This window comes from Pseudomonas sp. LjRoot71 (assembly GCF_964253255.1).
Lineage (GTDB): Bacteria > Pseudomonadota > Gammaproteobacteria > Pseudomonadales > Pseudomonadaceae > Aquipseudomonas.
This window is the reverse complement of sequence record NZ_CAXURA020000001.1, coordinates 797234-810243: the sequence shown is the minus strand read 5'-3', so window position 1 is coordinate 810243 and position 13010 is coordinate 797234. Positions and strand designations below refer to the sequence as shown.

Below are 13010 nucleotides of genomic sequence, written 5' to 3'. Positions count from 1 at the left end.
GCAGGGTCGTATCGTCCTATTTCTACCGACCTACCGGGTTCTGCTGCTTGCCGACATAGGGTGTGTGTTGGCGCTCAGGCTGGCGGTAATCGGCTGCGATATATGGCGGCTCGGGCAAGCGGCAAGGGTAGAATCCGCTCGGTTAATTGACGGAGACGGATCGTGAAGGGATTGCCGATTGCCATTGTCGGGGCCGGTACGGCGGGGTTGGCCACGGCGTTGTTCCTCGCCCGCCAGGGTTTCCGTGTGCGCCTGCTGGAGCGGGTGCCGCAGCTGCAGCCGGTCGGTGCCGGGGTGTTGTTGCAACCCTCCGGGCTGGCGGTGTTGCAGCAACTGGGGCTGTTTGCCGAGTGCAGCGGCTTGGGGGCTGCGGTCAGCCGCTTGTACGGCACCTCGGGCAATGGCCGGGTGATTCTCGATACCCGTTACGCGCACTGGCAGCCCGGTAGTTTCGGCATGGGCATTCATCGCAGTGTATTGCTCACCGCCTTGCTCAATGCAGCGCGGCAGGCCGGTGTGCAGGTTGAAACTGGCGTGCATATCAGCCGCTTCAGCCAGCATGGCAGCCATGTGCAGCTGTATCGCCAGGACGAGCAGGGCGTCGAGCAGCCATTTGGCGAGTTCGCCGCGTTGGTGCTGGCTGATGGTGTGCGTTCGACCCTGCGAGGGCAGATGCAGGTCAAACAATGGCTACAGCCATACCCCTGGGGCGCGCTGTGGAGCATTGTGCCAACCCCGGCGTCGTCACCAAGCGCGCCGGATGCCACCGATCTGCGCCAGTGGTACCGCGACTGCGCGCAGATGTTCGGCATCATGCCCACGGGGTGTACTCACGATAATCGCGAGCAGCCGCTGAGCAGCCTGTTCTGGAGCCTGCCGGTGGCGCAGTTCGGCGCCTGGCGTGAAGCCGGCTTGGCTGCCTGGAAAACCCAGGTGCGGCAATTGGCCGGCAGCGCAGCCGAACCCTTTATTGAGCTGATCGAGCGCCCCGAGCAACTGAGCCAGGCGGTGTATGCCGATGTGCGTATGCAGCAGTGGCACGACGGCCGGGTAATCGCCATCGGCGATTGTGCCCATGCCATGAGCCCGCAGCTCGGCCAGGGCGCGAATATGGCTCTGGTCGATGCAGCGGCATTAGCCGCAGCGGTCAGCACACAGAGCACGCTGGCGGATTGCAACTGGCAGGCTGTGTTTGTCGCCTATGCCCGCAGCCGACGCGATCACTTGCGTTACTACCGTCAGGCCAGTCGCCTGCTGACGCCGCTGTTCCAATCCCACAGCCGCAGTTTGGCCTGGCTGCGCGACAGTGTGCTGCTGATGGCCCGGCACAACCCACTGGGGCGAGCGCATGCCGTCAGCACCCTGGTGGGTGGGCGCAGTGGTTGGTTGCTGAGTGGTACCGGACGGTCGTTGCAGGTCTGGAATGGCCAGCCTGAGCAGCTGGGCTTGAATGACGTAGCGACCTCTGCAGATGTTGCGCCGCTGCCGGTGGCTTGAGCCATTGGCGTGGCGCTTGTTACTGGCTCAGCGGTAGCGCGCCAGCAACTCGTCGAACTCGCCCGCCTGTTTCATCTGCACCATGGCACGCAGCAGGGCTGTGGTGGGAACGTCGGGGGCGTCGCGGATAATGCAGGCAATCGGGTCGGAGGCTATTTCACTGAGAATGTGCAGTTTCTGCTCTGCGGGTTGCTGGCGGTTGAACCAGTGCAGCGAGAGCTCGTTGCTGATGGCGTACTGGTAACGGTGAGCACTCAGTTTGAGCAGCGCCAGGTCCTGGGTGCGGGCGTCTTCGCGCTGCAACTAGCCGCTGGCGAACAGCGGCTCCAGGCGTGGATAGGCGAAACCGAGCACGGTGCCCAGGCGCTCGCCTTGCAACTGTTCGGCTTGCAGGTTTGCTGCACGGGTGCCGACGAGCACATCGCGCTGGCTCATGAACGGCAGGCTCCAGATATAGCGGTAGTGGCCACCGTTGACCCAGTTCGGGCTGACGTAGCAGCGCACATCGATTTCGCCATTATCCAGCGCTTGTTGTACGCGCAGGCGTGGCATTACCAGCAGTTCAGCCTTGCGCCCAACCTTGGCCGCCAAGCGCTGTTGCAGGTCAACGAGAATGCCAGCCACGGCCTGGCCGTTTTCGATGTGCACCATGGGCATGGCCCAGCTGTCGTTGATCGAGAAGCGCAGTGCCCGTTCTTCGGCGCATGCGGAATGGCTCAAGGCGAGCAACAGCAGTGCGGGCAACAGCTTGAGCACCGGGGTGGGTCCTGTCTGGCCGAGACGGTTCAGCGTGTCATCGGCAGGGCAGCGCCCATCAGTGCAAACAGCCCGCCACAGCAACGGTTGAAGCCTTTGCCGCTGCGTTGCAGCCAGGGGCGAACGCGATGGGCCATGCGTGCCAGCAGGTATTCGACGCTGCCTTCAACCACGGCAAAAGTCAGCGCCATGATGGCGAACTGCAGCCAGAGGTCGCCGCGTGGGTCGAGAAACTGCGGCAGAAAGGCACCGAAGAACAGGATCACCTTGGGGTTGGACAGTGCCGACAGCAGGCCCTGACGGAACAGCTTGAGCCCGCTTTGCGCCTCAGCTTTCTCGGCCATGCTCAGATGCAGAGGCGGCGCGCGCCAAAGTTGAATGCCCAGCCAGATCAGGTAGGCGCCACCGAGCCATTTGAGAATGGTCAGGGCCTGTGCCGAGGCTTGCAGCAAGGTGCCGATGCCGAGCATCGACAAAGCCATCAGCAGGGTGAAGCCGAGCACACCGCCGCTGACCGTAAACAGGGTTTTGCGATGGCCGTACAGTGCACCATGGCTAAGGGCGAGCAGGCCGTTGGGGCCGGGCGTCAGCGCCAGGCCGAACACCGCTGTAACAAAGAGCAGCCAGGTATGCAGGGCCATAAGACAGGTATCCAGAAGCAGGGGAGTGCAGGGCCTTGCGCGGCCCTGCGTGCCTCTGTTTTTTCATGCTGTGCCCGGATAGTCAAGCCGACTTGAGCTGCGCGGTCGTCATGATCAGCCTGGGCGGCGCCTGGTAATCAGCGATTGGCCTCCTTGAAGTTGTCGTCGGACGGCTCCTTGCTATAGGCGCCCTGATCCTGCACCAGCTTCTTGCTGCCGTTCATCAGGGTCGTAATGCGGCTGTCGCTGGTTTTCGCCGAGGCGGCCTGGTTGCTGGTGCCGCTGATCAGTGGTGGGTTGCTGCTGAACGACCACAGGTAGTGCCAGACTGCTGCATTGTGCTTCTCGGTCAGCTGTGTGGCGTTGAAGTACCAGGGCTTGAGTTCGCTGAAGGCGGTCATGTTCATCAGCCCGGTGTTGCTGTCGCCGATAAAGCCGGTGCTGCTGGCCCCGGAGGTGCGGTAGGTCTCGAAGATCACGCCTTTGGTTTTCAGCTCGCTGACATAGGTGCGGCAGACTTCGCCGACCCACTTGTTGCCCAGGTAGCTTTTCGCGTTGTTGGAGTAGAAGGGGTCGAGCAGGGCAACGCGCTTAGGCAGCAGTTTGCTGTTAACCGTACCGGCGCTGACCGCATCGCTGATTTTCTTGGTCAGCACGATGGCCATCTGGTTGCCCAGCGAATGCCCGGTGATGCGGATATTGTTGCCGCTGTAGCCTGCCAGGTTGGCTTTGTAGCTGTTGAACAGCAGGTCGCTGGCCGATTGAGTTGGGCCCGTGCTGTACACCCCGCTGCTGTTGCGCCAGCGCATGGCGCGTGGGCCACTGGCGGTCCAGATCTTGGCTTCGGCGTCTTTCACTTCACCTTCATCGGCGAACTGGTTCCAGTACAACACGCCGACGTTGTAGCCTGCCGCCAGCCAGGCGTTGGCCAGGTCCAGATCGGGGCCGCCAGCATCCTTACGGTTGAAGGTTTCGCGGTTCTTGTTCTGGCTGGAGCCATTCTGCCAGCCGTGGATATAAATCAGCGTCGGCTTGTTGGCTACGTAATAGGCATTGCTCTGGCCGGGTACGGCCTTCTGCCAGCTGTCGCCATAGCCGAACCAGTACAGGCCATGGTCGAGGTTCTGGAAGGTGCTGTCAGGGAATACCCCAACGGCGGCCTGGCTCAAGGGGGCAAAACTCAGCACCAGCAATAGCAACAGCTTGCGCATGACGAACACCTTTCTTGTTATTAGGGAAAGGCGAGCATATAGATTGTCCGACAATCATCTATCCCCCGGACGGGTGAGCGGTCTACATGCCCGCCTGCGCTACGCCTGATGGGCCCTGGAGTGATGTGCCTTGTACGACGTTGCGAGCATCTTTGCCTCAATAGCCGACCGCTTGTTGCAATCGGCCTGACGTGCTGAGCGGACGAACGCCCCCTGGCTGTGGCAAACTCCGAAGCCCGTAACAGGACGTTTCATGGATCGAGTTTGCTGAGCCTGTCAGCCCATTTTTGCCCATGGCCGCATAGCCCTGGGCGCATTGCATAACTGGCCGCTGCCTGCGGCGAAGAACAAGAGGAATGACTGTGCATAACGTCGTGATCAGTGGTACCGGCCTCTATACCCCGGTTAACAGTATTTCCAACGATGAGTTGGTCGAGTCGTTCAACACCTATGTACAGCAGTTCAATGCCGAAAACGCGGCGGCCATCGCCAGCGGTGAAGTCGAAGCGCTGAGCGAGTCGAGCAGCGGTTTTATTGAAAAAGCCTCCGGCATCAAGAGCCGCTTTGTCATGGACAAGGCCGGTATCCTCGACCCCAAACGCATGGCGCCACGCATCCCGGAACGCAGTAACGAAGATTGGGGCATCCTCTGCGAAATGGCCGTAGGCGCTGCCAAGGACGCCCTGGCGCGTGCCGGCAAAACGGCGGCGGATATCGACGGCGTGATCGTCGCCTGCTCCAACCTGCAACGCGCCTACCCGGCAGTGGCGATTGAAGTGCAGGCCGCGCTGGGCATCCAAGGTTTCGGCTATGACATGAACGTGGCCTGTTCCTCGGCCACCTTCGGCATCCAGGCTGCGGCCAACAGTGTGCAGCTGGGCCAGGCCCGCGCGATCCTGATGGTCAACCCGGAAATCTGCACCGGCCACCTGAACTTCCGTGACCGCGACAGCCACTTTATCTTCGGTGACGCCGCCACGGCGGTGATTATCGAGCGTGCCGACCAAGCCACCTCGAATTATCAGTTCGATATCGTCGGCACCAAGCTGATCACCCAGTTCAGCAATAACATCCGCAACAACTTCGGCTTCCTCAACCGCTGTGCGGAAGAGGGCGTTGGCGCCCGTGACAAGCTGTTCGTCCAGGAAGGCCGCAAGGTATTCAAGGATGTCTGCCCGATGGTTGCCGAGCTGATTGCCGCGCACCTGGCCGAGAACAAGCTGAACGTCGGCGATGTGAAGCGCTTCTGGCTGCACCAGGCCAACCTCAATATGAACCTGCTGATCGCGCGCAAGCTGCTCGGCCGTGATGCTGAGCCAGGCGAAGCGCCGGTGATTCTCGACACCTACGCCAACACCAGCTCGGCCGGTTCGGTGATCGCCCTGCACAAATACCAGGAAGACCTGCCGAGCGGCGCCCTCGGTGTGCTCAGCTCGTTCGGTGCGGGCTACTCGATTGGTAGCGTGATCCTGCGCAAGCATTAAAAATCACCTTAATGTCTACTGCGCTTGGGGATGCTGCGTTGAAAACAGGCTCGGACAGTGGCTTGCCACTGAACGCCCAAGGGGTGGCCTGTGAGGGCGAACGGAGTGAGTACTGCTCATTTACAACTCGTAAACTCCGCGTCCTCGCCTGTTTTCGCCTTGCCTGCCCTGCGCTCGCTACGACCTTAAGGCGATTTTGCCTATGCCGGTAAATGACGCTGATCTCCTTCCTCGCCTGCGGGCGGGCGAACAGAAGGCCTACCGCGAACTGGTCGCCACCTATCAGGGGGCGATGCGCGCGGTGGCCTTTGCCATTGTCGGCAGCCGCAATGCTGATGAAGTGGTGCAAGACGCCTGGCTGGCCGTGGTGCGCAGCCTCGATGGTTTTCAGGCGCGCTCCAGCCTGAAAACCTGGCTGCTGACCATCACCGCCAATACCGCAAAAACCCGTCTCAAGGGCAATCGCCGCGAAATCCTGCTCGACGATATTCCCGCGCCCCATGGCAGCATCGGCGATGAGCGCTTCAGCGCCGATGGTCACTGGCTGCTGGCGCCACATGCCTGGCACCACGACTCTCCGGAAGCCCTGCTGACCGAGGACGAGTTACGTGAGTGTCTGGAGAAAACCCTGGCCAGCTTGTCCGAGCTGCAAGGCAGCGTGTTGCACCTGTGTGAACGTGAAGGGCTGGAATTGGAGGAAATCTGTAATCTTTTGCAGGTCTCGCTCTCCAATGTGCGGGTGCTGCTGCACCGCGCGCGGCTCAAGGTATTCGCCACCCTGGAGCATTTTGAGGAGACCGGCCAATGTTGAGCTGCAAGGAACTGGTGGCCCGCTCCAGCGAGTTTCTCGATGGTCAGCTCGGCCTGCGCCCGCGTATGTCGGTGCGCCTGCACCTGGCCATGTGTCAGCACTGCCGGCGGTTTATCCGGCAGCTGCGCCTGAGCCAGGCGGTGCTGCGGCAACTGCAACCCGGGCAGAGCGCCGAGCTGGATCAGCTGGCCGCCAAGCTGGCGGAGTTGCGCCGCAATAATTCCTGACCGACCAGGCTTTGCGTCTATTCGGCTTCTTGCGCGGCCTTTAGCGCCTCATAGGCCGGTGCGGCGTAGATGCCGACCTCCACCGCCAACTCCATCACCCTCGGCAGATCCGTGCTGTACACCAGTACGGCCTGTAGTTCGTCGTCCAGTGGTTCGCTGAAATCCAGCAGCACATAGCCCTTGGTTTCCGGGCTGAGGCTGGCGAGTTGCACCTGGATACGGTTCAGCGCTTTCAGCGGTTCAACCTTCACCAGTTGCTTGGGTTTGAGCACAAAGCTCACTTGCGGGCCAAAGGACTCGGTGATCTGCTGGAACAGCGCGTCATAGCTGTCGGCCTGAAACAGCACGGTTTCCGGCAGGCTGCCGACCACCACCCACTCACCCAGCGGGATGGGGAAGCTGTCGTCGTAATTGATGTCCGGGTTGGCAGCGAGAAACGCCTGTGGGTCGGCGTAGGCCCGAGCGGCTTCATCGGCGATGCGTGCGACTTCTTCGGCCAGCATGCAGCCCGAGCTTATCTTGCTGATCAGTTCTTCGAGCTGAGCTTTCATCGGGTCATCCTGCGGCATAAGAAATGGGCCGCAAGGATAGCGCAAACCCATCTGTAGGCGCTGCGTTTAGGCGCGCTGGCCTGCTAAGCTTGCGCACTTTTGCTGGGTTCTATCCTCCTCGGAGTTTTTGTGAGCGCGCGTATTCATCCTTTGGCCGGTCAGCCGGCTCCTGCCTCCTTGTTGACTGACATTTCCGCGCTGCTGGCGGCCTATTACGACTTGCAGCCGGATCTCAGCGTGGCGAGCCAGCGCGTGGCCTTCGGCACCTCCGGGCATCGCGGCAGTTCCCTGGCGCACAGCTTCAACCAGGCCCATGTGCTGGCGATCAGTCAGGCTATCTGCGATTACCGGGTGGCCCAGGGCATCAATGGCCCGCTGTTTATTGGCGCCGATACCCATGCTCTGTCGCAGCCGGCGCTGGACAGTGCGATTGAAGTGCTGGCGGCTAATGGCGTGCAGACCATGATCTCGGCCGGTGGCGAGTTCACCCCGACGCCGGCCATCAGTCAGGCCATCCTGGTGCACAACCAGGGTCGCAGCTCGGGCCTGGCCGATGGCATCGTCATCACCCCGTCGCACAACCCGCCGGATTGCGGCGGCTTCAAGTACAACCCCACCAATGGCGGCCCGGCCGACAGCGATATCACCACCTGGGTGGAGAACCGCGCTAATGCGCTGCTCGAAGGCGGCCTGCGCGAGGTCAAGCGCCTGCCCCTGGCACAGGCGCGGCAGGCGGCCAATGTGCAGGCATACGATTACCTCGGCAGCTATGTAAGTGATCTGGGTAATGTCATCGACTTCGCCCCGATCCGCGCCGCGGGTCTGCGCCTGGGCGTCGATCCGCTGGGCGGCGCGGGCGTGCATTACTGGGGGCGCATCGCCGAGCAGTACGGCCTGAATCTGCATGTGGTCAGCCAGGTCATCGATCCGCAGTTCGCCTTTATGAGCCTGGACTGGGATGGGCAGATCCGCATGGACCCATCCTCCAGCCACGCCATGCAGCGCCTGATCGGCCTGAAAAATGGTTACGACATCGCTTTTGCCTGCGACACCGACTACGACCGCCACGGCATCGTTGCGCCGAGTGTCGGCCTGTTGCCGGCCAACCATTTCCTCAGCGTGGCCATCGACTACCTGTTCCAGCACCGGCCGCAGTGGAGCGCCAGCGCGGCGGTGGGCAAGACCCTGGTCAGCAGCGCGATGATCGATCGCGTCGCCGCGCGCCTGGGGCGGCCGATGGAGGAAGTGCCGGTGGGCTTCAAGTGGTTTGCCGGCGGCCTGTTCGACGGCTCGCTGGGCTTTGGCGGCGAAGAAAGCGCCGGGGCGACCTTCCTGCGCCGCGATGGCCGGGTCTGGACCACCGACAAGGACGGCATCGCCCTGGCGCTGCTGGCTGCCGAGATGACCGCCGTCTGTGGCCGCGATCCGGGCGAGCTGTATCAGGGCCTGAGCGATGAGTTCGGCGCAATCTACGCCGACCGCGTCGACGCGCCGGCAACCCCCGCACAAAAGAAGACCCTGGGCAAACTCTCGCCCGCGCAGATCAGCAGCCGTGAACTGGCCGGCGATGCCATCACCCAGGTGCTCGACAAGGCACCGGGCAACGGCGCGGCGATTGGCGGCATCAAGGTGATCAGCGAGGGCGGCTGGTTTGCCGCGCGACCTTCCGGCACCGAAGACATCTACAAGATCTACGCTGAGAGCTTCCGCGATGCGGCACACCTGCAGCGCATCTTCAGCGAGGCGCAGCAGATCGTCGATGCGGCCTTGATCACTGCATAAGTCATTGGGTACGCCAATGTATCGTCTCGACCTGAAAATCCGCCTGCATAACGGCAGTGATATTGCGCTTGGTCCAGGCAAGGCTGATCTGCTTGAGGCGATTGCCCAGCATGGCTCGATCAGTGCGGCGGCTCGGGCGCTGGGCATGTCCTATCGACGCGCCTGGCTCTTGGTGGAAACCATGAACCGCAGCTTCAAGCAGCCGCTGGTCAGCACCCTGGCCGGCGGCAAACATGGCGGTGGTACGCAGCTGACAGAAACCGGCGAGCAGGTGTTGCAGCGTTACCGAGCGCTTTGCGGGCAAGCGCTGGCGGCGGTGCAGGGTGGTTGCGATGAGCTGGCTGAGTTATTGGCCGAGCCGGCTGCCGAGGGTTGAGTCGATTGACTTAGCGCAGCTGCGCTTCGGCCAGGGTCAGGCTGCGTGGAATACGTGTGGCGTCCCAATGCTGGCTGGCCCAGCGCAGCAATTCAGTCGGTTCGCCATAGTCCGCTGCGTCCGGCAGTTGCTGGCCCAACGCACGCAGGGCGCGGATCAGCAATGGCGTAGCCTGGTCAGCCGGCAGCGGTGGCGAGCGGTAGGATTTGCCCAGCTTGTGGCCATCGGGCTGGATAATCAGCGGCACATGCAGATAGCGCGGTTGCGAGAAGCCGAGCAGCTCCTGCAGGTACAGCTGGCGCGGGGTGGAGTCGAGCAGGTCTGCGCCGCGCACTATATCTGTGATGCCCTGCCAGGCATCGTCGAGCACCACGGCCAGTTGGTAGGCATACAGGCCATCGCGGCGACGAATCACGAAATCGCCCACCTCGCGGCCCAGGTGCTGACGGTAATCGCCCTGCACTCGGTCGACAAAGTGGTAGCTCAGCTCAGGCACACGCAGGCGAATCGCGGCGTCGGCAAAGCCGTGGCCGGCATTGCGGCAGGTGCCAGGGTAGATACCCTGGCTGCCTTCCAGCTGCTTTCGTGAACAGGTGCAGGCATAGGCCAGGCCCTGGTTCAGCAGGCGTTCGACCAGGGCGGCGTACTCGCTGTGACGCTCACTCTGCCGCACCAGCTCGCCATCCCATTCAAAGCCGTAGCTTTCCAGGGTGCTGAGAATCCCGGCCTGGGCCCCGGCGACTTCCCGTGGCGGGTCGAGGTCTTCCATGCGCAGCAGCCAGCGGCCGTTTACCGCGCGCGCGTCCAGGTACGACGCCAGGGCGGCGACCAGTGAGCCGAAGTGCAGGTAACCGCTCGGGGTGGGGGCGAAGCGGCCGATGTAGGCGGGTGTGTTCATCTGAGGAGGCCAGAAACAACAGAGGGTGCCGAAGCACCCTCTGGGTCAGATCAGGAACCGATCTGCTTTTCCTTGATTTCCGCCAGCGTCTTGCAATCGATGCACAGGGTGGCGGTGGGGCGGGCTTCGAGGCGGCGGATGCCGATTTCCACGCCGCAGGAGTCGCACCAGCCGTAGTCGTTGTCTTCAATCAGCTGCAGGGTTTCGTCGATCTTCTTGATCAGCTTGCGCTCGCGATCACGGGCGCGCAGTTCCAGGCTGAATTCTTCTTCCTGGCTGGCACGGTCCGCTGGATCGGGGAAGTTGGCTGCTTCGTCCTGCATGTGGTGCACAGTACGATCAACTTCCTGCATCAGCTCCAGCTTCCACTTGTTAAGGATGCCGGTGAAGTGGGCGCGCATCGGCTCACCCATGTATTCCTCGCCCTTTGTTTCTTTATAGGGCTCGAAACCGCGAGTCAGTTGGCTGCTTTTTGCTTTTGCTTTGGTGGGCATGGATGACCGCCTCTCACTCTCTCTAATCCACTGCGCAGGACGGTGTCCCTTGCCAATTCCACATCAAGTAGAACTGGCCCTGCGGCTGCAAGCGGGCGAACTTACCAGAACAACTCAGCCTGCGCCACTCCCGGTTGTCGAAGCTGCGCCGGGTATGCGGCGACAGGCCGTTGAAAAATGTAGGCGAGGCAGGCAAGACAAGGCGAAAACAGGCGAGGAAGCGGAGTGTACTTTTGTACATGAGCATTACTCGTTTCACTCGCCCTTCGGGTCGCGCTAAAGCGCGTTAGCGGCAAGCGGCTTACCGAGCCTGTTTTTAACGCAGTATTGCCAACGCAGGTAGTTTTTCAACGGCCTGTTAGAATCCGCGCCTTAATCCCGAGTAAGGCAGCCCCATGGCTCAGTCCTACAGTGCGCGTAGCCGCGCCATAGAACCTTTTCACGTGATGGCGCTGCTGGCCCGTGCCAATCAGTTGCAGGCCGATGGCCATGATGTGATCCACCTGGAAATCGGCGAGCCGGACTTTACCACCGCCGCGCCGATTGTAGCCGCCGGGCAGGCGGCGCTGGCCGATGGCCACACCCGTTACACCGCCGCGCGCGGCCTGCCGGCCCTGCGTGAGGCGATTTCCAGTTTCTATGGCCAACGTTACGGTCTGGATATCGACCCGCAGCGCATTCTGATCACCCCCGGCGGCTCTGGCGCGCTGCTGCTGGCCAGCAGTCTGCTGGTCGATCCGGGCAAGCACTGGTTGCTGGCCGACCCCGGTTATCCCTGCAATCGCCACTTTCTGCGCTTGGTCGAAGGCGCGGCGCAGCTGGTGCCAGTTGGCCCGGATGTGCGTTATCAGCTAACACCCGAGCTGGTCGGGCGCTATTGGGATCAAGATAGCGTCGGTGCGCTGGTGGCTTCGCCGGCCAACCCGACCGGCACCTTGCTTAGCCGTGATGAGCTGGGCGGGCTGTCGCAGGCGCTGAAGGCGCGCGGCGGCCATCTGGTGGTCGATGAGATCTATCACGGCCTGACCTACGGCACAGACGCCGCCAGCGTGCTGGATGTGGACGATGAGGCCTTTGTACTTAACAGTTTTTCCAAGTATTTCGGCATGACCGGCTGGCGACTCGGCTGGCTGGTGGCGCCACCGGCCGCTGTGCCGGAACTGGAGAAGCTGGCGCAGAACCTCTATATCAGCGCGCCGAGCATGGCTCAGCATGCTGCGCTGGCCTGTTTTCAGCCGCAGACCCTGGAGATCCTTGAGCAGCGCCGCCACGCGTTTCAGAACCGTCGCGATTTCCTCCTGCCAGCCCTGCGTGAGCTGGGCTTCAAGATCGCTGTGGAGCCGGAGGGCGCGTTCTACCTGTATGCCGATATCAGCGCCTTTGGCGGTGATGCTTTTGCTTTCTGTCAGCACTTTCTGGAAACCGAGCATGTGGCCTTTACCCCGGGCCTGGATTTCGGTCGCCACCTGGCGACGCAGCATGTGCGTTTTGCCTATACCCAGGACTTACCGCGTTTGCAGCAGGCGGTGGAGCGAATCAAGCGTGGCCTGATCAGCTGGCAAGCCCATGCAGTTTGAGCCGCCGCTGGAAGAGGGGCGCCTGCTGCGCCGTTACAAGCGCTTTCTCGCCGATATCGAGACTGCTAGTGGCGAGCAACTGACCGTCCACTGCCCAAATACCGGTTCGATGCTCAATTGCATGAGCGAAGGTGCGCGAGTCTGGTTTAGTCGCAGCAATGACCCCAAACGCAAGCTGCCCGGCACCTGGGAAGTCGGCGAAACACCCCATGGTCGCCTGGCGGTAATCAATACTGGGCGCGCCAATGCCCTGGTCGAGGAAGCGTTACACGCTGGGTTGATCGCCGAGTTGAACGGCTTTACCGGCCTCAAGCGCGAAGTGCCCTATGGCCAGGAACGCAGCCGTATCGATTTTCGCCTGGACTACCCCACAGGCGCGGCGTTTGTTGAGGTCAAGAGCGTGACGCTGGGCTTTGCCGATAGCCGCGTTGCTGCCTTTCCCGATGCACGTACCGAGCGCGGCAGCAAACACTTGCGTGAGCTGGCGGCACTGGCCCGTGAGGGGATTCGCGCGGTGCAGCTGTATTGCGTCAACCTGACAGATATCGATGCGGTGCGCCCGGCCGAAGAAATCGACCCGGCTTATGCCGCTGCCCTGCATGAGGCAGTGAGCGCCGGTGTTGAAGTGCTGGCCTATGGTGCTGCCATCAGTGCGCAGGGTGTGCAGCTGATCAAGCGTCTGGATGTGCAGTTGTAGGAGGGGCT

Annotated in this window: 15 protein-coding genes; 8 read left to right on the top strand and 7 right to left on the bottom strand. The window is 62.1% G+C overall.

From position 1 onward, the window contains the following. The first annotated feature begins 162 nt into the window (after positions 1 to 162). Entirely contained in the window at positions 163 to 1497 is a 1335-nt protein-coding gene (locus tag ACSQ17_RS03880; protein WP_436067661.1) for an FAD-dependent oxidoreductase, read from the top strand. A gap of 27 nt (positions 1498 to 1524) precedes the next feature. Here ACSQ17_RS03880 and ACSQ17_RS03875 read toward each other — a convergent pair whose 3' ends face one another. The 4 genes from ACSQ17_RS03875 to ACSQ17_RS03860 all read right to left on the bottom strand — a co-directional run bounded on the left by ACSQ17_RS03875 (position 1525) and on the right by ACSQ17_RS03860 (position 4105). Next, positions 1525 to 1800: a hypothetical protein gene (locus ACSQ17_RS03875; protein ID WP_436067660.1), complete on the bottom strand. Its 276-nt coding sequence runs from the start codon at positions 1798 to 1800 to the stop codon at positions 1525 to 1527. Next, positions 1801 to 2253, bottom strand: coding sequence for a hypothetical protein (locus ACSQ17_RS03870; protein WP_436067659.1), 453 nt, complete (start codon positions 2251 to 2253; stop codon positions 1801 to 1803). It lies immediately after the preceding gene. Positions 2254 to 2282: 29 nt separating this feature from the next. Further along, positions 2283 to 2894 carry a LysE family translocator gene (locus ACSQ17_RS03865; protein ID WP_257778813.1) on the bottom strand — a complete coding sequence of 204 codons (612 nt, stop codon included), beginning with the start codon at positions 2892 to 2894 and terminating at the stop codon, positions 2283 to 2285. 137 nt (positions 2895 to 3031) lie between these two features. Beyond that, positions 3032 to 4105, bottom strand: a complete 1074-nt coding sequence (locus tag ACSQ17_RS03860; protein ID WP_436067658.1) for a hypothetical protein — start codon at positions 4103 to 4105, stop codon at positions 3032 to 3034. Between the two features lie 362 nt (positions 4106 to 4467). On the opposite strand from ACSQ17_RS03860, the gene ACSQ17_RS03855 reads away from it, so the two are divergent. The 3 genes from ACSQ17_RS03855 (at position 4468) to ACSQ17_RS03845 (ending at position 6627) form a co-directional block, all read left to right on the top strand. Continuing rightward, positions 4468 to 5589 (top strand): beta-ketoacyl-ACP synthase III, encoded by a 1122-nt coding sequence (locus ACSQ17_RS03855; RefSeq protein WP_233686405.1) that lies wholly within the window; start codon positions 4468 to 4470, stop codon positions 5587 to 5589. 202 nt (positions 5590 to 5791) lie between these two features. Then, a complete protein-coding gene (locus ACSQ17_RS03850; protein WP_436067657.1) occupies positions 5792 to 6400 on the top strand; it encodes an RNA polymerase sigma factor in 609 nt (202 codons plus the stop codon). Further along, a complete protein-coding gene (locus ACSQ17_RS03845) occupies positions 6394 to 6627 on the top strand; it encodes a zf-HC2 domain-containing protein (RefSeq protein ID WP_436067656.1) in 234 nt (77 codons plus the stop codon). Before ACSQ17_RS03850 ends, ACSQ17_RS03845 begins: the two co-directional genes overlap by 7 nt. A 17-nt stretch (positions 6628 to 6644) precedes the next feature. Here the strand turns inward: ACSQ17_RS03845 and ACSQ17_RS03840 are convergent, their stop codons facing one another. Continuing rightward, positions 6645 to 7178, bottom strand: coding sequence for a hypothetical protein (locus tag ACSQ17_RS03840; protein WP_436067655.1), 534 nt, complete (start codon positions 7176 to 7178; stop codon positions 6645 to 6647). A 129-nt stretch (positions 7179 to 7307) separates the two neighbouring features. Here ACSQ17_RS03840 and pgm point away from each other — a divergent pair, with 129 nt between their 5' ends. Next, complete coding sequence (pgm, locus tag ACSQ17_RS03835; RefSeq protein WP_436067654.1) at positions 7308 to 8960, top strand: phosphoglucomutase (alpha-D-glucose-1,6-bisphosphate-dependent); 1653 nt, start codon at positions 7308 to 7310, stop codon at positions 8958 to 8960. A gap of 16 nt (positions 8961 to 8976) precedes the next feature. Further along, positions 8977 to 9336, top strand: a complete 360-nt coding sequence (locus ACSQ17_RS03830; protein ID WP_436067653.1) for a winged helix-turn-helix domain-containing protein — start codon at positions 8977 to 8979, stop codon at positions 9334 to 9336. A 10-nt stretch (positions 9337 to 9346) separates the two neighbouring features. Here ACSQ17_RS03830 and gluQRS read toward each other — a convergent pair whose 3' ends face one another. Both gluQRS and dksA read right to left on the bottom strand, forming a co-directional pair. Further along, positions 9347 to 10234: a tRNA glutamyl-Q(34) synthetase GluQRS gene (gene gluQRS, locus ACSQ17_RS03825; RefSeq protein ID WP_436067652.1), complete on the bottom strand. Its 888-nt coding sequence runs from the start codon at positions 10232 to 10234 to the stop codon at positions 9347 to 9349. Positions 10235 to 10284: 50 nt separating this feature from the next. Next, complete coding sequence (gene dksA / locus ACSQ17_RS03820; protein ID WP_090251641.1) at positions 10285 to 10728, bottom strand: RNA polymerase-binding protein DksA; 444 nt, start codon at positions 10726 to 10728, stop codon at positions 10285 to 10287. A 395-nt stretch (positions 10729 to 11123) separates the two neighbouring features. Here dksA and ACSQ17_RS03815 point away from each other — a divergent pair, with 395 nt between their 5' ends. Together ACSQ17_RS03815 and sfsA are read left to right on the top strand one after the other, a co-directional pair. Then, on the top strand, positions 11124 to 12305 hold the full coding sequence (locus tag ACSQ17_RS03815) for a pyridoxal phosphate-dependent aminotransferase (protein WP_436067651.1): 1182 nt from the start codon (positions 11124 to 11126) through the stop codon (positions 12303 to 12305). Continuing rightward, complete coding sequence (gene sfsA, locus ACSQ17_RS03810; protein WP_436067650.1) at positions 12295 to 13002, top strand: DNA/RNA nuclease SfsA; 708 nt, start codon at positions 12295 to 12297, stop codon at positions 13000 to 13002. Before ACSQ17_RS03815 ends, sfsA begins: the two co-directional genes overlap by 11 nt. Positions 13003 to 13010: the final 8 nt, after the last annotated feature.